At 46.9% G+C, this 17,246-nt stretch carries 17 protein-coding genes; 12 read left to right on the forward strand and 5 right to left on the reverse strand.

From position 1 onward, the window contains the following. Window positions 1-55 precede the first annotated feature (55 nt). On the forward strand, window positions 56-1,111 hold the full coding sequence (gene cax / locus NYE42_RS04005; protein WP_007408511.1) for a calcium/proton exchanger: 1,056 nt from the start codon (window positions 56-58) through the stop codon (window positions 1,109-1,111). 70 nt (window positions 1,112-1,181) lie between these two features. Next, complete coding sequence (locus NYE42_RS04010; RefSeq protein WP_094031586.1) at window positions 1,182-1,976, forward strand: YfkD famly protein; 795 nt, start codon at window positions 1,182-1,184, stop codon at window positions 1,974-1,976. 28 nt (window positions 1,977-2,004) lie between these two features. Here NYE42_RS04010 and NYE42_RS04015 read toward each other — a convergent pair whose 3' ends face one another. Together NYE42_RS04015 and yfkAB are read right to left on the reverse strand one after the other, a co-directional pair. After that, on the reverse strand, window positions 2,005-2,838 hold the full coding sequence (locus NYE42_RS04015; RefSeq protein WP_007408513.1) for a mechanosensitive ion channel family protein: 834 nt from the start codon (window positions 2,836-2,838) through the stop codon (window positions 2,005-2,007). Between the two features lie 6 nt (window positions 2,839-2,844). Next, on the reverse strand, window positions 2,845-3,966 hold the full coding sequence (yfkAB, locus tag NYE42_RS04020) for a radical SAM/CxCxxxxC motif protein YfkAB (protein ID WP_007408514.1): 1,122 nt from the start codon (window positions 3,964-3,966) through the stop codon (window positions 2,845-2,847). A 146-nt stretch (window positions 3,967-4,112) separates the two neighbouring features. Between yfkAB and NYE42_RS04025 the strand changes: the two genes are divergently transcribed. Next, complete coding sequence (locus tag NYE42_RS04025; RefSeq protein WP_003155558.1) at window positions 4,113-4,298, forward strand: SE1561 family protein; 186 nt, start codon at window positions 4,113-4,115, stop codon at window positions 4,296-4,298. Between the two features lie 100 nt (window positions 4,299-4,398). Then, window positions 4,399-5,190: a delta-lactam-biosynthetic de-N-acetylase gene (gene pdaA / locus NYE42_RS04030; RefSeq protein WP_020955506.1), complete on the forward strand. Its 792-nt coding sequence runs from the start codon at window positions 4,399-4,401 to the stop codon at window positions 5,188-5,190. A gap of 34 nt (window positions 5,191-5,224) precedes the next feature. Here the strand turns inward: pdaA and NYE42_RS04035 are convergent, their stop codons facing one another. The 3 genes from NYE42_RS04035 to corA form a co-directional block, all read right to left on the reverse strand. Then, window positions 5,225-6,085: an NAD(P)-dependent oxidoreductase gene (locus NYE42_RS04035; protein WP_047935452.1), complete on the reverse strand. Its 861-nt coding sequence runs from the start codon at window positions 6,083-6,085 to the stop codon at window positions 5,225-5,227. 50 nt (window positions 6,086-6,135) lie between these two features. Continuing rightward, window positions 6,136-6,783, reverse strand: coding sequence for a hypothetical protein (locus NYE42_RS04040; RefSeq protein WP_020955508.1), 648 nt, complete (start codon window positions 6,781-6,783; stop codon window positions 6,136-6,138). A gap of 63 nt (window positions 6,784-6,846) precedes the next feature. Continuing rightward, entirely contained in the window at window positions 6,847-7,806 is a 960-nt protein-coding gene (gene corA / locus NYE42_RS04045; RefSeq protein WP_007408518.1) for a magnesium/cobalt transporter CorA, read from the reverse strand. A gap of 106 nt (window positions 7,807-7,912) precedes the next feature. Here corA and NYE42_RS04050 point away from each other — a divergent pair, with 106 nt between their 5' ends. The 8 genes from NYE42_RS04050 to NYE42_RS04085 all read left to right on the forward strand — a co-directional run bounded on the left by NYE42_RS04050 (window position 7,913) and on the right by NYE42_RS04085 (window position 17,238). After that, the gene (locus NYE42_RS04050; protein WP_015239403.1) at window positions 7,913-8,776 is read left to right on the forward strand and encodes a DNA-3-methyladenine glycosylase; all 864 of its coding nucleotides are present in this window, start codon (window positions 7,913-7,915) and stop codon (window positions 8,774-8,776) included. Window positions 8,777-8,910: 134 nt separating this feature from the next. After that, entirely contained in the window at window positions 8,911-10,311 is a 1,401-nt protein-coding gene (gene rlmD, locus NYE42_RS04055; RefSeq protein ID WP_021493862.1) for a 23S rRNA (uracil(1939)-C(5))-methyltransferase RlmD, read from the forward strand. Between the two features lie 786 nt (window positions 10,312-11,097). Then, window positions 11,098-11,397 (forward strand): YfzA family protein, encoded by a 300-nt coding sequence (locus NYE42_RS04060; protein WP_039252317.1) that lies wholly within the window; start codon window positions 11,098-11,100, stop codon window positions 11,395-11,397. Window positions 11,398-12,101: 704 nt separating this feature from the next. Continuing rightward, the gene (locus tag NYE42_RS04065) at window positions 12,102-13,085 is read left to right on the forward strand and encodes a tRNA-dihydrouridine synthase (RefSeq protein ID WP_007408522.1); all 984 of its coding nucleotides are present in this window, start codon (window positions 12,102-12,104) and stop codon (window positions 13,083-13,085) included. Window positions 13,086-13,241: 156 nt separating this feature from the next. Then, on the forward strand, window positions 13,242-13,742 hold the full coding sequence (locus NYE42_RS04070) for a DUF6884 domain-containing protein (protein WP_352426777.1): 501 nt from the start codon (window positions 13,242-13,244) through the stop codon (window positions 13,740-13,742). A gap of 256 nt (window positions 13,743-13,998) precedes the next feature. Next, on the forward strand, window positions 13,999-15,000 hold the full coding sequence (acoA, locus tag NYE42_RS04075; protein ID WP_003155540.1) for an acetoin:2,6-dichlorophenolindophenol oxidoreductase subunit alpha: 1,002 nt from the start codon (window positions 13,999-14,001) through the stop codon (window positions 14,998-15,000). 1 nt (window position 15,001) lies between these two features. Continuing rightward, window positions 15,002-16,030: an acetoin:2,6-dichlorophenolindophenol oxidoreductase subunit beta gene (gene acoB, locus NYE42_RS04080; protein ID WP_007408525.1), complete on the forward strand. Its 1,029-nt coding sequence runs from the start codon at window positions 15,002-15,004 to the stop codon at window positions 16,028-16,030. 14 nt (window positions 16,031-16,044) lie between these two features. Continuing rightward, window positions 16,045-17,238, forward strand: a complete 1,194-nt coding sequence (locus NYE42_RS04085) for a dihydrolipoamide acetyltransferase family protein (RefSeq protein WP_015239407.1) — start codon at window positions 16,045-16,047, stop codon at window positions 17,236-17,238. The last annotated feature ends 8 nt before the right edge of the window (window positions 17,239-17,246 follow it).

The raw sequence follows: 17,246 nt of genomic DNA on the forward strand, positions 1-17,246 counted from the left end.
GGAGTTTTTGAGAAGGATATAAAAAGACTCATTCGAAAAAAGGAGCCAGGCAGATATGAATCGGATTTTTTTCTTTACGGCTGCGGCGGGAGTGCCGCTTTCAGTCATCGGCGGCCTGATGCACTGGCCGTCAGCGGTTTTGTTTATTATTTATTGCTTGACGATTATTGCGCTTGCAAGTTATATGGGGAGAGCGACTGAATCTCTTGCCATTATCGCGGGACCGCGGATCGGCGGTCTGCTGAATGCCACGTTCGGCAATGCGGTAGAGCTGATTATATCGCTTTTCGCCTTAAAAGAAGGGCTGACGGGCATCGTGCTTGCTTCACTGACCGGTTCGGTGCTCGGCAATCTTTTGCTCGTCGCGGGACTGTCGTTTTTTATCGGCGGTTTGAAATACAAGCGGCAGGAATTCAATATTCATGATGCACGGCATAATTCAGGCCTGCTGATTTTTGCCATTATCGTTGCTTTTGTCATTCCCGAAGTGTTTTCCATGGATATGGGGGAAAAAAACAAGCTTGATTTGAGTGTCGGCATCAGCATCATCATGATCCTTTTGTACGTGGCAGCTCTTTATTTCAAGCTCGTCACCCACCGCGGTGTTTATCAGCCGAATCAGCCGGAGGCAAAGGAAGAAGAGGAGCAGCCTGAGTGGTCGGGGAAAAGAGCGACAGCCGTCTTATTTATTTCAACCATTATCGTCGCCTACATATCTGAAAACCTTGTCCATACGTTTCATGCGGTGGCTGAACAGTTCGGCTGGAGCGAGCTGTTTATCGGAGTGATTATCGTCGCAATCGTCGGAAATGCCGCAGAGCATGCGTCGGCGATTATTATGGCGTACAAAGACAAGATGGATGTCGCCGTTGAAATCGCGGTAGGCTCGACTTTGCAGATCGCCATGTTTGTGGCTCCGGTTCTTGTGATCTGTTCCATCTTTTTTCCGGTCAATATGCCGCTTGTATTCACATTGCCCGAGCTTGTCGCGATGATCTCATCCGTCCTTTTGATGACGATGATTTCAAATGACGGTGATTCGAACTGGTTTGAAGGGGCTACGCTCCTTGCCGCTTATGTCATTATGGCGATCGGTTTTTTCCTGCTTTAACCTGTAAAAAATGCGGATAACAACGATTGCAGAGGAAAAGACTAAAGGAAAATGCTATAGAAAGAGTGATATGATGAGAAAGCTGTTTCATGCCACACTGATTCTGCTGTTATCCTTTAGTTTTTTCGCAACGCCGTCTGCCGGTGCAAAAAAACCGTTTAAAGTTCCCAACTCTGTCGTAAGCATTTCAAAGGAAAATACGTATCCGAATGCTTCACAGGACCAGCCGATGCTTCAGCCGAGCAAACTGGCGAAGGAATTGTTAGACACATCAGAGATCAACATCGAAAATCCGCATCTGATAAAGATGCTGAATGAATCCTCGGTGTCCGGTTCACCGCTTGCCATCGGATACCGGGCGACAATATTTCTCGGGAAATGGGCGCTCGGCTATCAGTCAAACGAAACGGTCGCCAACTGGGAATATAAAAAAATCAACACAAACAGAGCGGATAACCGGGGCGGACAGCAAACCGCGGTTATCTCATACGCCCAAGAACAGCAATACAAAATCAAAGGCGGGCTCACAGCGAAGGTGCCGAACGCAGAAGACGTAAAAAGCATGATGATGCAAAAAGCGATGAAGAAAACAAAACTGCCGCTCGCGTTTGAAACGGTTATCGGCGCAGGCACAAAACGCGATCAAACCTACAAAATTTCTCCGCAGCGGCTCGGCTACCTGCATGCCTACGCTCCGGCCGTTAATGAAAAAGGAAAAGTAACATACGGTGAAGTGTATTTGGTGCTGAAAGGCAGCAAGCGGAAACTTGTCGTCAAAAATGTGACTTCGCAAGGAATCGGGGCTTGGATTCCGGTGCAGGATCACGTCACATTCGGTTTTCAAATGACAGCGCAGCCGAGATAAATAAAAAAAGCTGATTCCGGTTCGGGAATCAGCTTTTTTGTGTGTGATACATTTCCTCGAGCAATTGCACATTGTTGTTGTACAGCTCCCGGGCAAGAACGCGTCTCACCGCAAGGCTCGCCGAGAAGTATTCTGTGTCTTGAACCATGCCTTTCACTGTAAATTCAATGCCTCTGGTTAATTTGTTCAGACTCATAATTCCATGCACTTGAAACGGCTCCGTCGCATTGAGAAATTCATCCCGCTTCAGTGAATCGCGAAGCTCATCATTGAGCATGTCGCAGGCTTTTTCTAACACGGCATAGACCCGCTCGGGATCTTCCTTGTAACTGATCACGACGGACTCGGTAATCCGCATAAAATCAATGTTATAGTTTTGAAGCTGTCTGACCTCACCGTTAGATATGGTAAGCAGCTTGCCGGTCCACTCACGGATCTGGAGGGAACGGAGTCCGATTTCTTCGACTGTGCCGTTGAACAGATTGTTAATCGTCACGTAATCACCTTTATGAAGCTGGCGTTCGTATATTAAAAAGACACCGGCCAATATGTCCTTGATTAACGACTGGGCGCCGAAACCGATGACGATACCGGCAACACCCGCCCCGGCTAAAATTCGGCCGAAATCATGAACGAATAAAGAAATGACGTAAAAGATAAAACCGATCGTCGCCGTATACTGGGTGATGGACCGGACGAGGCTTTCAATCGTTTTCCCTTTCCGTTCCTCCAAGAAATCCGTGCGTTTAAATAACACCTGGACAAAGCGGTTGATCAGAAAAACACCGGCGTAAAGCACGAGAGCGACGATGATGATCTCAACCACTTTGCTTTTCAAAATGTCTGTAATTGTCGTTTCCATCTTTTGTTAACCTCTGGCTTTTCGTAATGAAAAATCTGTGTCCTGATAATAACTGTTTTTGACAAGGACGTTCGGGCCGAGGCACCGGACGTTTGTGCAGCGGCAGTTCAGCTCTTTGCTCAGCTTCGTCTGTCTCCACTTGTCATATGCTTCGGGAAGGCTGTCTGTTTTAATATTGCCGAGCGGCGGTGTATCGCCGAAATCCGTGACAATGATATTTCCGTCAAAAATGTTGACATTCAGGCGGGAGCGGCCGTCAGGGTCGTTTCGCACCGTAACGTTTTTTGCTTCCCGCAGGCGGCGGAGGAGCTTCTGGTCTTCTTCATCAGGGCTGCATGCGTAAAACGGGAGCGTACCGAACAGCATCCATGTCTCTTCATCGCGAATGTCGAGCAGATGATGAATGGCCTGTCTCATGTCCTTCAGGCTGAGTGATTCAAGCGCGCTGGCGAAATCACTCGGATACATCGGATGGACTTCGTGCCGCTGGCATTTCATTTCTTCGGTAATTTGCCGGTGAATATGTTCAATATGCGGCAGCGTCCGTTTGTTCAGCATCGTTTCCGCTGAAACCATTACGCCTGCTTCGACAAGCGTGCGGCTGTTTTCAATCATTTTGTCAAAATAGCGCGCCCGCTGTTCAAATGTCGGTTTCTTCTCCATCATCGCAAATCCGATGTCGGCAAAGTCCTCGACCGTTCCCCAGTTGTGAGAAATGTGAAGAACGTCCAAATAAGGAATAATCCGTTCGTAGCGCCCGATATCAAGCGTCAGGTTTGAATTGATCTGTGTGCGCACCCCGCGTTCATGCGCATATTTTAAAAGCGGGACGACGTATTCCTTTACCGATTTCAGCGAAAGCATCGGTTCGCCGCCCGTAATGCTGATAGAGCGTAACAGAGGAATTTCATCAAGCCGCTTTAATAAAAGGTCGATCGGCAGCGCATCCGGGTCTTTCGGCTGGAGCGTGTACCCGACGGCGCAGTGCTCGCATCTCATATTGCACAAAGTCGTTGTTGTGAATTCAACGTTCGTCAGTTTCATATCTCCATACTGGTCGACATCCATGTACGCTTCCCAAGGATCGTACTCCGGTGTGATCGGACGCAGTGTTGTGTTTTGTGTCATGACTATCTAACTCCTTTATAAATGGGGCATACTAACGTCTGCCAACTGTTAATTTTAGACCTGATCTGCCAAGATCGCAAGTAGCGGAACCATTGAAAAACGGCAAAAAATACGCTACCATTATAAAAAATGAATGGAGTGGAAGTATGGGGAATGCAGTAAACAGCAAAGATCAGCAGCTCGATTACCTGAAGAACAGACTCGATATGTTTATGAATGTCATTGATTCATTAGACCCTGAATCAACGGACGTTGAAGATATAGACCGGCTCATCGGCATGCTTGATGATCTGGAAGCAAAATACGAACGCTTTAAAAAGGATTGGGAATAAACCCCGGCGGATGCCGGGGTTTTTCTTTTTCCATAATGCGGCTGTATAAAAGGGCAGAGCCTACTGCAAAATAAGGAAAAATGCAGAAGGAGTGCTGGTCATGAAATGGTTTTGTTCAATTTGCTGCATGGCCGTTTTACTTGCGGGAGGCATCAACAGCGCAGAAGCCGTGCCGAATGAACGGATAAACTGGGGATTTAAACGCAGCGTCAATCATCAGCCGCCGGATGCCGGCAGACAGCTAAACAATCTGGTCAAAAAATATGATGCCTTTTATTTGGGCAATACGAAAGAAAAGACCATCTATTTAACGTTTGATAATGGATATGAAAATGGGTACACCCCGAAAGTGCTTGATGTGTTAAAAAAACATCACGTCACGGGCACTTTTTTTGTCACGGGTCATTTTGTGAAAGAGCAGCCTGATTTGATTAAACGGATGTCAAAGGAAGGCCATATCATCGGCAATCATTCTTTTCATCATCCTGATCTGACGACAAAAACGGGCGATCAGATTCAAGACGAACTCGATTCCGTCACGGAAGCTGTGTACAACATTACCGGAAAACGGGACAACCTGTATCTCCGTCCGCCGCGCGGCGTATTCAGCGAATATGTCCTCAAAGAAACGAAGCGCCTCGGCTACCAAACCGTTTTCTGGTCCGTCGCATTTGTCGACTGGAAGGTTAACGAGCAAAAAGGGAAACAATACGCCTATGATCACATGATAAAGCAGGCTCATCCCGGCGCGATCTACCTTCTCCACACCGTTTCAAAGGACAATTCAGAAGCTCTGGACGATGCCATTACCGATTTGAAAAAAGAAGGCTACACGTTTAAAAGCATAGATGACCTGATGTTTGAGAAAGAAATGAAGCTGCCGCGCCTGTAGAAAACACCTCTCCTGGTAATGGAGAGGTGTTTTGTTATTTCAGGCATTTAATCAAAGCGGCCCAATCCAGATCCCCGAAGCCTTGTGCGATCCCGCTTTCAAAATGGCTCTTGGCCAGTTCGGCAAGAGGGAGTTTTGCGGAAACCTGTTCTGCGGCGGCGAGCGCCAGATTGGTATCCTTCAGCCCTAAAGACATTTTGAAACCGGCCGGCTCAAATTTCTCCTCAGCCATGATCGTGCCGTAATTTTGATAGACGGGAGAGCCAAAGAGCGCGCCGGCGATTTCTAAAAATTGTTTTTGTTCTAACCCGTACTTCTCCATCATTAAGAACGATTCAGATAACGCCTCAAGCATGGACACGAGCAAGAAATTGATGCTGATTTTCGCGGCATTGGCCGTTTTTGTTTCTTCACCAGTATCAAATACTTGCTGACTCAGGATGTTAAGCAGCGGTTCGGCCTTTTTCTTCGCTTCCGCCGGTCCGGCTGTGATGATGCGAAGCTCGGCCTTCTCGGCGGCATCGGGGCGGCCGAGGACGGGAGCGGCAATAAAGGACTGTCCTCTGCCCGAATGTGCGGCGGAAAGCTGTTCTGACAGCACCGTACTGATCGTGCTCATTGAAATATGAATGCCGTTTTCAGATAACCCGGCAATAATGCCGCAAGCTCCGAACGTTACATCTATTACGGCGTCATCGTCTGACAGCATGGACAGCACGATGTCCGCATGTTCAGCTGCCTGTCGGGGCGTTTCGGCATATTCTGCCCCTTTATCCAGCAGGTCAGCCGCTTTTTCTTTCGTCCGGTTATATACAGTCAGACTGTATCCGGCTTTCATGATATTTTCGGCGATGGGGCGGCCCATATTGCCGAGTCCGACGATGGCGATCTTCATTTCACAGTCCCTCCAATGAAAAGTTTTCCACCATTATACATGCAAAATGGTTAATCTGCTGTGTACAGGATTGCCACTTTCAGTTCAGGTTCTGAAGACCATCCGGAGTCTGAGGCGGCTTTCCCCTTATAAAATCCGGTAAATCGAGTTTTGATGATTGTTTTTGAACGGGGTTTTACAGTGAATGTTTTTGATTTGAATGTGACGTCCTTTATGTTTTCTGATAAATCCGGGGTGACAGAAATGGTTTGTTCCCCTTTTCCGTAATGATTGATATAAAGTGTGCAGCTCATGCCTGCTCTTTTTCGCTCAACCAGATGACTGCATTCGCTGCGGTGCTTCACATATTCGACAGCCTCTTTTTCGGGCGCGAACTGTTTTAAGGAAAAAACGGCATATTCGGTGGCAGGACTGATACCGGAAGCGGCCCCCATACTGAGAAAGATCAGAAACAGCCCCGCCGCGGGAAGCGTCCGCCTGAACGCGGCGGCACACCAGATTAACGCCGCAAAGTAAAGCACGACCCCGGGAATGACGGAGATATGGGCTCCATCTTCCAGCCAAGAGGAAAAGCCGAGCGACTCAAAGATGTAATCAGACACCGTACGGCCGTTATACAGCGGGGCAATGGACATGACACTGAAAGCCAGGAGGACAGAAGAAATGATTTTGTGAGAAAGGATGGTAACGGCGCACACCTCTTTACGTTTTTTTCCAGACTATCATGTTTTCTCAAAAAAAAGAACAGCCGGCAGCCGTTCTTACTTGAAAATATTAAACCAGCCTTTGCGGGCGAACCAAAACAGCATGGCGGCCACAAGAACGGCCATTACGCCCAAAACGATAAAATACCCGTATTTCCAATGAAGCTCAGGCATGTTATCGAAATTCATGCCGTAAACCCCCGCGATGAACGTCAGCGGGATAAAAATGGTCGAGACGATGGTTAATGTCATCATAATGGCGTTCATCCGGTTTGAATTCAGCGTCACATAGCTGTCCCGCAAATCTGACGTCATATCACGGTTTGACTCGATCAGCTCAGCCAGTTTTAACAGGTGGTCATAAATATCGCTGAAATACGCTTTCGTTTCACGGCTTTCTTTTACATGGTCAAGGCTCAAAATCCGGTACATTAAATCGCGCATCGGAATGATCGTCCGCCTCAGGTTCAAAAGATCAGTCCGCAATTCAAACACTTCATTCATTAAAGTGCCGTAAGATTTATGGGTTCTGCTGTCTTCAATTTCATTCAGCCGGTCTTCAATTTTGTACAGCACGGGGAAATATTCATCGACAAGCTGATCCATAATCATATAAGTGATGTGCCCGGGCCCTTTTTTGGCTAATCCCGGAGAAGCGAAAAACCGTTCTCTCACCTTTGAGACGCCGGGCGATTCGTGCAAATGGAAGCTGACGATGAAACGGTCGGACTGAAAAATGTCCACCTCTTCCATTTCCAGTGTGTCTGGGTTCAAGGCGTGGAGCACATAAAAACGGTAGCCGTCATAATGGTCGATTTTCGGCCGCTGCATATGCTGAAAGCAATCCTCGATCGCAAGCGGATGAAAGTGAAAATAATCACGCAGCAGCTCGGTTTCATGCATCTCAGCGCCGAAAAAATCAATCCAGTACCATGCGATGTCCGGTTGTTCTGTACGTGATAGGGGGATATTATCTAATATCTCATTATGTGTTGTGATTGCGGTTATATGTATCATAAACAACCCTCCGCCTGCCATTATATCATGCGGCGTTATGAAGAAAAGTATACGAATTGCCGCCCGGCCGCTTCATGATATACTTGGACAAAAAGGGGTGGAGCATATGTGGAAGGAAACGGTTTCGGTCACACCGCCGTATCATTTTGATAAAGTCCTTGAAAGGCTGTCGCTCGATCCGCTGAATGCGGTCGATCTTCATGCAAGATCAATCAAAGTGCCGCTCAGAACACGGGACGGCAAACTGTCCGTCATCACGGTTCAAGCGGAAGGCACCGCCGCAGACCCGGTCTTTCTCGTCAGCGGAGAAACGGACCGCGAGGAGATGATTGAACGGATCAAACACATTTTTCAGTGGGAGCAGCCGCTTCAGCCTGTGCTTGATCATTTCTCAAAAACAAATCTGTCGGCGCTTTTTGAGGAGCATGCGGGAACCCCGCTCGTCTTGGAATATGACGTCTACAACTGTCTCATGAAATGCATCATCCACCAGCAGCTCAACCTGTCCTTCGCTTTTACTTTAACAGAACGGTTCGTCCATGCCTTCGGTGAACAAAAAGACGGCGTCTGGTGCTATCCCGAGCCGAAAACGATCGCGGGGCTTGAGTATCAGGACTTGCGGGAGCTCCAGTTCAGCATGAGAAAAGCGGAATATGCGATTGACATTTCACGGATGATTGCAGAAGGAGCGCTCAATCTGGCGGAACTTACCCATTTGTCGGATGAAGACATTATGAAAAAGCTGATCACCATCAGAGGCATCGGCCCGTGGACCGTCCAAAACGTCCTCATGTTCGGCCTCGGCCGCCCGAATCTGTTTCCTTTGGCGGACATCGGCCTGCAAAACGCCGTCAAACGCCGCTTCGCCCTTGAGGATAAACCGTCAAAAGACGTGATGCTCCAGGTAAGCAGCGAATGGGCGCCGTATTTAAGCTATGCGTCCTTGTACTTGTGGAGAAGTATTGAATGATGAGGATTTTTGGAAACTTCCAGTGAAAAACATGAAGGAACCGCCGGCTGCATGTTATACTGAAAAGATGTGATATTTCAAATCAGCCGTTTTCCCAGGAGGAAGGCTTTATATAGAAACGGAGAGAAAAAAACGTGAATCAACATCAAAAAAAGGCGCCTGCCGAATTGAAAATCGGACAGACATTTCCGCTGACCATCAAACGTCTCGGCATTAACGGAGAGGGCGTCGGCTATTTTAAGAAAAAAGTTGTCTTCGTTCCCGGCGCTCTGCCCGGTGAAGAAGTCGTTGCCGAAGCGACAAATGTGCAGCCGAAATTTTCAGAAGCACGTGTCAAAAAAATCCGCAAGCCGTCTGAACACCGCGTCACGCCGCCATGCCCGGTCTACGACCAGTGCGGCGGCTGTCAGCTTCAGCATCTGGCATACACTCAGCAGCTTCGCGAAAAACGCGACATCGTCATTCAGTCTCTGGAACGTCATACGAGATTCAATGTCGAAGAAATGAACATTAAAGATACGATCGGAATGGACAACCCTTGGAATTACCGGAACAAAAGCCAGTTCCAAGTCGGACGCTCGCAAAGCGGCAGCATCATTGCCGGCTTATACGGACTTGATTCCCATAAAATCGTTCCGATTAAGGAATGCATTGTCCAGCATCCGGCGACAAACAAAACAACGGGTATCGTCCGCCGTATTTTGGAAAAACACAACGTATCCGTTTATAACGAACGGACCAAAAAAGGCGATGTCCGCACCATCGTGACGAGAGTCGGTTTTGAAACAGGCGAAGTGCAGGTCGTGCTTGTCACCGCGAAAGAGACACTGCCGAATAAAGACGAGATCGTCAAAGCCATTCAAAACCGTCTGCCGGAAGTGAAATCGATTATTCAAAACGTCAACGGCGCGCGCACATCCGTCATTTTCGGTGACAAAACAAAAGCGCTGGCCGGAAGCCATGCCATTCAAGAAGTGCTCGGTGACGTGTCATTTGAACTGAGCGCCCGCGCCTTCTTCCAGCTCAACCCTGAGCAGACGGTCAAGCTGTATGATGAAGTGAAACAAGCGGCTCAGCTGACAGGAAAAGAAAAAGTCGTAGACGCGTATTGCGGCGTCGGTACGATCGGCATGTGGGTTTCAAACGGCGCAAAAGAGATCCGCGGCATGGACGTCATTAAAGAATCAATTGATGATGCGAAGAAAAACGCCAAAAAACACGGCATCAAAAACGCGGCATATGTCACAGGAACAGCCGAACACTGGCTCCCGAAATGGACGAAAGAAGGCTTCCGCCCTGACGTGGTCATCGTCGACCCGCCGAGAACCGGCTGTGACAGAACATTTTTAGATACCATCAAAAAAGTAAAACCGAAACGCTTCGTCTACGTATCCTGCAATCCTTCCACACTGGCGAAAGACTTGCAGACGCTGTCGAAGGACTATCGCGTCGAATATATTCAGCCTGTTGATATGTTTCCGCAGACGGCTCATGTGGAAGCCGTGGCGAAGCTTGTATTAAAATCGTCTAACTAAAATAAACAATTCGTAATCAGACCTGGATTTAGGTAAATTAAACATTTCCGATTTCCGGGTTTTTTTATGTTTTGTGCCCTTGTCCTATCTGTCTTTTGTCTTTATTTAACTGATAAAAAGAGTTGAAAAAAACGTATGGAAAAGCAAGTGAAAAACAGCCAAGTAGGCTGCTTCACTTTCTTTTTTTCGTTTGGAAACGGCATTACAGACAAAATATGAAGATCTTGTTGTGAACCAGAAGCAATAACAAGTCGTTCATGTTCCGTGAATACTTGTAATCTCAGTTAATATTTTGTAAACTTCTTTCTTAAAGAATAAAGTCCCCGACACTCATCGGCACTTCTACTATTGGCGATAGTTGTAATAAATGATAAAAAGGAGGTGAAACCGAATGAGAGATATTGGAACCTCAACCACTGAACGAAGGTTCTGAAGCAGAAGGTGTAAAAGGCAAGGTTGCTTACTTACACTAATCACAACGGCAGTTGGAACATCTACTATTAGCAACAACTGTGGATAAAAGATCAAACACACTAAAAAAGCATGTTTGGTCGTTATACATGATATGAAAGCCTAAACAGGAAAAAAGGACCCCGATTATTTTCCTTATTCCCAAAGAAGAAATAAATCCGAGGCGGAAACGCAAGTGATAACAACTATTACAGTAATACCTGCAATGGTTATATCCTTAATAAGCAATTATTGCGACAATCATGCTTCATAATATAAAGATTATAGATTGACACTTGGCTAAAAAGTATTGCAGAAAAGGAAACGGATAATGAAATGGATAAAGTAAACAAAAAACGACCGTTATTTAAAAGAAGTTGGTTTCAAACGTTGTTGGCATTTTTAGTTTCACAGCTTTATTTTAATTTTGCAGAATTAACGGGATGGGGTCCTAATTATAGAGAAATGAATGGATTCCCAGCAAACATAGTTGAGCTGGATTTCTTTCAAACATATCTTTCATTCTATGATAATCCATGGTTTAATATTGTCACTGTTTTCTTGGGGGTTTTCACTGTTATACAAATCATCACAGGTATAACAAAGGATATTCGAAATGAAAGCAATAACTTCTGATGCCTTATTTAATGATGAAAGAAAATGAACACTTTTTTATTAATCTTATGAATGAGACTGCGGCACTTAGTCAGCAGTCTATTTTATTGGTTTTGGATCAGGATTACCGAATCGTAACCTTATACAAACATTTATAGATGATTACTGTGGCACCTTATAAATGTAATTATTTATTTTTTTTATGCAGATATTTTGTTTATAAGTAATAACTTTAAAACTAAAACGTTATAAAGATATTGACATATGGACAATTATTTTGCATTGGTAATAGGGAGAACTCATATGATATTCTATTTAGGTTGGAATCCTTTTATCCAAAAAGAGCAAAAGTAAGGCCGCTAAGAAAGACGAAGGTCAGCGCTACTATTAATAAACCACAATATAAATAAAAAAATAGGTGTAGATAATCATCACACTTTTTTCTCTCTCAAACCCTTTTAAAGGTTAAGGAGTTGGCTGAGTTGATCAGAAATGAACGATATGGGGTTAACTATAGCGATAGTCTATTACGTTAACTCAATTAAGGCGTTCTGCTTCAGTTTGCTTTTTCACTTTTTTACGTGTAAAAAGTGAAATGTTCAAAATTTACTATCGTTTGATAAGAAGTGCTGACACATGCTATAAGTGTAAAAGAAGCATGGTCAGTTTTTAATTTTGGGATAAAGGTTTGGCTGTATCCCATCATGAAAGGATTTGGATTTGTTATGACAGATAATTTCTGGCGTGAATTACCACGGCCATTTTTTGTACTGGCACCAATGGAAGATGTGACGGATGTCGTTTTTCGCCATGTTGTGAGTGAAGCAGGCAGACCTGATGTGTTTTTCACAGAGTTTACAAACTCAGAAAGCTATTGTCACCCGGATGGGAAGGATAGTGTGCGCGGCCGTTTGACTTTCACGGAGGATGAACAGCCGATGGTTGCCCACATATGGGGAGATAAGCCTGAAAACTTTCGCCAAATGAGTATTGGGATGGCGGAATTAGGGTTTAAGGGCCTGGATATCAATATGGGCTGTCCTGTACCTAATGTGGCGGGGAATGGAAAGGGGAGCGGCCTGATTTGCCGTCCTGAAGTTGCAGCCGAATTAATACAGGCGGCGAAAGCAGGAGGTCTGCCGGTAAGTGTGAAGACCAGACTTGGCTACACGGATATAGACGAATGGCGCGGCTGGCTGACACACATACTGAAACAAGACATTGCGAATCTTTCCATTCATCTGCGTACAAGAGCGGAAATGAGTAAAGTAGATGCGCATTGGGAGCTCATCCCGGAAATCAAGAAACTTCGTGATGAGATAGCGCCGGATACCCTATTGACGATCAATGGGGATATTCCTGACCGTGAAACCGGCTTGAAACTCGCTGAACAATACGGTGTTGACGGGATTATGATTGGACGAGGCATTTTTACTAATCCATTCGCCTTTGAAAAGGAGCCGAGAGAGCATAGCAGTAAGGAATTGCTTGATCTTTTGAGATTGCACCTGGATCTTCATGATGAATATTCAAAAGCAGAAGCTCGAGCATATAAACCGCTCCCCCGCTTTTTCAAGATATATCTCCGCGGATTCCGTGGAGCAAGTGAATTAAGAAATCAATGCATGAATACAAAGTCAACAGATGAAGTGCGTGCATTGCTCGATGACTTTGAGAGAAAGTATCTTGATGGGATGGAGCAAGAGTGACATAAATAACTCTTCATCCGGCCCGGATTTCGGTTTGAATTCCGGGTCTTTTTGTGTGCAGTTTTTACCCAGACAGATCCATGGCCAGTTTCGTCATGCAGAAATAAACGAATCATGGTACATTGATAGGACATACATCATAAAGGGGAGAGAAAAATGAAACGACTGTGCATCATCCCCTGCGGCAAGAAAAAAATTTGGGATGTCCATTCAGATACAGGTCCGGTAAGGGCGGAAGACGCTTATCTCAGCCCGTTTCATCAGGCGTGCGAGCGATATGCGAAAGTATTTTTCGATGAGTGGGTGATTTTGTCGGCGAAGCACGGATTCCTTCGTCCGGATGATATGGTTCCCGGAAATTACGATGTCACTTTTGGAACCGGTCATCCGGAGATCATGGCAGCGGACGAGCTGCGCCGTCAATTTCATGAAAAAGGCTTTTCCGACATCGAAGAGCTTGTCATGCTTGGCGGGAAAAAATACCGAAGCGTCCTAAACGCCGTCATCGGAGAGCATCAGCATATCACCTGGCCTTTGTCATCGTATAAAGGCATTGGCTACATGCTTCAAGCGCTGAATCGGGCTGTTGAAGAAAAGCATGAACTGCAGCACGTGGATATGAAAAAAAAGAGTGTAACCACTCAAACGCCACGATAGACTGTATGCAGAAGAATGAAGCAGTTAAAAGATTTCCGAGGAAATAAATACGTCGATCATTGTCAAAGACAGGGTCATGCCCGGTCTTTTTTGTATGCCATAAAACGAGACAAAGGGAACAGATCGAGACAAAATGAGACACCTGTCTCAAACTGTCTCCATTGTAAAAATAAAAACATTCATTTTACGGGCTTTAAAGGCTGGCATGCTTCTTGCATTTATAAGTGTGAACCCTAAATAGAAGGAGGCGCACAAAATGGAATTGTTAAAACGAGAAGGCTTGTCATTAACTGAGGAGAAAGCGCTGTGGATGTACCAAAAGATGCTGGAAATCAGGGGCTTTGAAGACAAAGTGCATGAATTGTTCGCGCAAGGAGTGCTTCCCGGATTCGTCCATTTGTATGCCGGTGAAGAAGCGGTAGCTGCGGGGGTGTGCGCTCATTTAGATGATGGCGACAGCATTACAAGCACGCACAGGGGACATGGCCATTGTATCGCCAAAGGCTGTGATCTGGACGGCATGATGGCGGAAATATTCGGAAAAGCGACCGGACTGTGTAAAGGCAAAGGCGGTTCTATGCACATTGCGGATCTTGATAAAGGCATGTTAGGCGCAAATGGAATCGTCGGGGGCGGATTCACGCTCGCATGCGGATCAGCGCTCACGGCTAAATATAAACAAACTAAAAATGTAAGCGTTTGCTTTTTTGGGGACGGAGCCAATAACCAAGGGACTTTCCATGAAGGGCTGAACTTAGCGGCAGTATGGAACCTTCCTGTCGTGTTCATCGCCGAAAACAACGGCTACGGCGAAGCCACGACATTTGAGTACGCGTCAGCCTGTGATTCAATCGCCGATCGGGCGGCTGCCTACAATATGCCGGGGGTCACGGTGGACGGAAAAGATATTTTAGCAGTTTATCAGGCAGCCGGGGAAGCGATAGAAAGAGCAAGAAACGGCGGAGGCCCGTCTTTGATTGAATGTATGACTTACAGAAACTACGGCCATTTCGAAGGGGATGCCCAAACTTATAAAACAAAGGATGAAAAGACTGAGCATCTTGAAGAAAAGGATGCCATCCAAGGCTTTAAAAACTATCTTCTAAAAGAAACAGATGCAAATAAACTGTCAGACATCGAACAGCGTGTCAGCGAATCGATTGAAAAAGCCGTCTCGTTCAGCGAAAAGAGTCCATATCCGAAAGAGTCAGAGCTGTTGACAGACGTCTACGTGTCATATGAAAAAGGGGGAATGTGAGATGGCGAGAGTCATAAGCATGTCGGACGCGATCAATGAAGCAATGAAGCTTGCGATGAGAAAAGACGACAATGTGCTTGTAATCGGTGAAGATGTCGCCGGGGGAGCGGCGGTCGATCACTTGCAAGATGATGAAGCATGGGGCGGTGTACTGGGGGTCACAAAGGGGCTCGTACAGGAATTCGGCAGAAGCAGGGTGCTGGACACACCAATTTCTGAGGCGGGCTACATGGGTGCGGCCATGGCTGCGGCATCCACGGGGCTGAGACCGATTGCGGAACTGATGTTTAACGATTTTATCGGAACGTGCTTTGACCAAGTGATCAACCAAGGGGCGAAATTCCGCTATATGTTCGGCGGTAAAGCGCAAGTGCCGATCACCGTCCGCACCACATACGGAGCCGGGTTCCGGGCAGCCGCTCAGCATTCGCAGGCGCTGTATGGCCTGTTCACCAGCATCCCGGGTCTGAAGACGGTTGTGCCGTCCAATCCGTATGACGCCAAAGGTTTGCTGCTTTCGGCAATAGAAGACAATGATCCGGTATTCTTTTTTGAAGATAAAACGTCCTACAACATGAAGGGCGAGGTGCCGGAAGATTATTATACAATTCCGCTCGGAAAGGCGGATATCAAACGCGAAGGCAGCGACATCACGCTCTTTGCGGTCGGCAAGCAGGTCAATACTGCGCTTGAAGCGGCTGCGCAGCTTTCTGAGAAAGGCATCGACGCCGAGGTGCTTGATCCCCGGAGTCTGTCTCCTTTAGATGAGGAAGCGATTTTCACATCGTTAGAAAAAACAAACCGGCTGATCATCATTGACGAAGCCAATCCGCGCTGCAGCATCGCCACGGATATTGCTGCGATTGTCGCCGATAAGGGCTTTGATTTGCTTGATGCGCCGATTAAGCGGATTACAGCGCCGCATACACCAGTGCCGTTTTCGCCGGTGCTTGAAGATCAATATTTGCCGACACCAGACCAAATTGTCAGCGTCACGCTTGAATTGCTTGGCGAGCCGGCAATGAATTAAAGGGGGGATATAGAATGGCTGTAAAAGTAGTAATGCCGAAGCTGGGAATGGCGATGAAGAAAGGTGAAGTATCCGTCTGGAATAAAAAAGTCGGCGACCCGGTTGAAAAGGGAGAAAGCATCGCCAGCATCAACTCGGAAAAAATAGAAATGGAAATAGAAGCGCCTGAAAGCGGCACGCTTCTCCATATTAAAGTCAAAGAGGGAGAAGGAGTCCCGCCGGGAACGCCCATCTGTTATATCGGGGAAAACGGCGAAGAAGTGCGGGAGAAGGAGGCGCCGGCTCCTGAAAATGCAGGGAAACCGCAATCTGAACCTGAACATATTCCCGCTCCCAAAGCCGTGCAAAAGCGTAAACACCGCGTGAAAATATCTCCCGTTGCCCGAAAAATGGCGGAGAAAGCCGGGTTGAAAGTTGAAACGCTGAACGGGACGGGGCCCGGAGGCAGAATCGTAAAAGCTGACGTCATCAAGGCCATGAAGACGGAAGCTGAACCGCAGTCTTCGGTTCAGACGGCACAGCCGGAGGGAAAACCGGCTTCAGCGATGAGAAAAGTGATTGCAGACCGAATGCACAAAAGCCTGCAAAACAGCGCCCAGCTGACGCTGACTATGAAAGCGGACATTACGGAGCTTGTAAAATGGCAGCAGCAGCTCGCCGACAGCGCGAAAAAGCGGAGCGGTGTTAAACTGACGGTCACACATTTCGTATCCCGGGCCGCGGTGCTTGCGCTGAAACAGCATCCTGAGCTGAACAGCTCTTATCAAGAGGAGCGGATCATCACCTATCCATATGTCCACCTCGGGATGGCGGTTTCTCTTGAAAACGGTCTCGTCGTGCCGGTGATCCGGGATGCGGAAAAGCTTTCATTCCTTGAGCTTGCGGATCACATCAGCACATCGGCACGCCGGGCGCGGGAAGGCAATGCTTCCGGAGATGACCTGCACGGATCGACATTTTCTATTACAAATCTCGGGGGTTACGGAATTGAGCATTTCACCCCGATTCTTAATCCGCCTGAAGCCGGTATTCTAGGAGTGGGCGCAAGCTATGAAACGCCGGCGTTTAAAGGAGATGAGCTTGTCAAAAGCACCATGCTGCCGCTGAGCCTTACCTTTGATCACAGAGTATGTGACGGCGCCCCGGCTGCGGACTTCCTGAAAACGGTCAAAGCGCTGCTTGAAGAGCCGGCCGGATTGATTTTATAGAGAGAGGT

This window comes from Bacillus sp. FSL K6-2865 (genome assembly GCF_040311405.1).
GTDB classification, from domain to species: Bacteria; Bacillota; Bacilli; order Bacillales; family Bacillaceae; genus Bacillus; species Bacillus velezensis.

Bases quoted from the DNA above. Each gene is read 5' to 3' on its own strand.
- cax (WP_007408511.1), top strand. From the start codon at position 56: ATGAATCGGATTTTTTTCTTTACGGCTGCGGCGGGAGTGCCGCTTTCA.
- NYE42_RS04010 (WP_094031586.1), top strand. From the start codon at position 1,182: ATGATGAGAAAGCTGTTTCATGCCACACTGATTCTGCTGTTATCCTTT.
- NYE42_RS04015 (WP_007408513.1), bottom strand. From the start codon at position 2,838: ATGGAAACGACAATTACAGACATTTTGAAAAGCAAAGTGGTTGAGATC.
- yfkAB (WP_007408514.1), bottom strand. From the start codon at position 3,966: ATGACACAAAACACAACACTGCGTCCGATCACACCGGAGTACGATCCT.
- NYE42_RS04025 (WP_003155558.1), top strand. From the start codon at position 4,113: ATGGGGAATGCAGTAAACAGCAAAGATCAGCAGCTCGATTACCTGAAG.
- pdaA (WP_020955506.1), top strand. From the start codon at position 4,399: ATGAAATGGTTTTGTTCAATTTGCTGCATGGCCGTTTTACTTGCGGGA.
- NYE42_RS04035 (WP_047935452.1), bottom strand. From the start codon at position 6,085: ATGAAGATCGCCATCGTCGGACTCGGCAATATGGGCCGCCCCATCGCC.
- corA (WP_007408518.1), bottom strand. From the start codon at position 7,806: ATGATACATATAACCGCAATCACAACACATAATGAGATATTAGATAAT.
- NYE42_RS04050 (WP_015239403.1), top strand. From the start codon at position 7,913: ATGTGGAAGGAAACGGTTTCGGTCACACCGCCGTATCATTTTGATAAA.
- NYE42_RS04060 (WP_039252317.1), top strand. From the start codon at position 11,098: ATGGATAAAGTAAACAAAAAACGACCGTTATTTAAAAGAAGTTGGTTT.
- NYE42_RS04065 (WP_007408522.1), top strand. From the start codon at position 12,102: ATGACAGATAATTTCTGGCGTGAATTACCACGGCCATTTTTTGTACTG.
- NYE42_RS04070 (WP_352426777.1), top strand. From the start codon at position 13,242: ATGAAACGACTGTGCATCATCCCCTGCGGCAAGAAAAAAATTTGGGAT.
- acoA (WP_003155540.1), top strand. From the start codon at position 13,999: ATGGAATTGTTAAAACGAGAAGGCTTGTCATTAACTGAGGAGAAAGCG.
- acoB (WP_007408525.1), top strand. From the start codon at position 15,002: ATGGCGAGAGTCATAAGCATGTCGGACGCGATCAATGAAGCAATGAAG.
- NYE42_RS04085 (WP_015239407.1), top strand. From the start codon at position 16,045: ATGGCTGTAAAAGTAGTAATGCCGAAGCTGGGAATGGCGATGAAGAAA.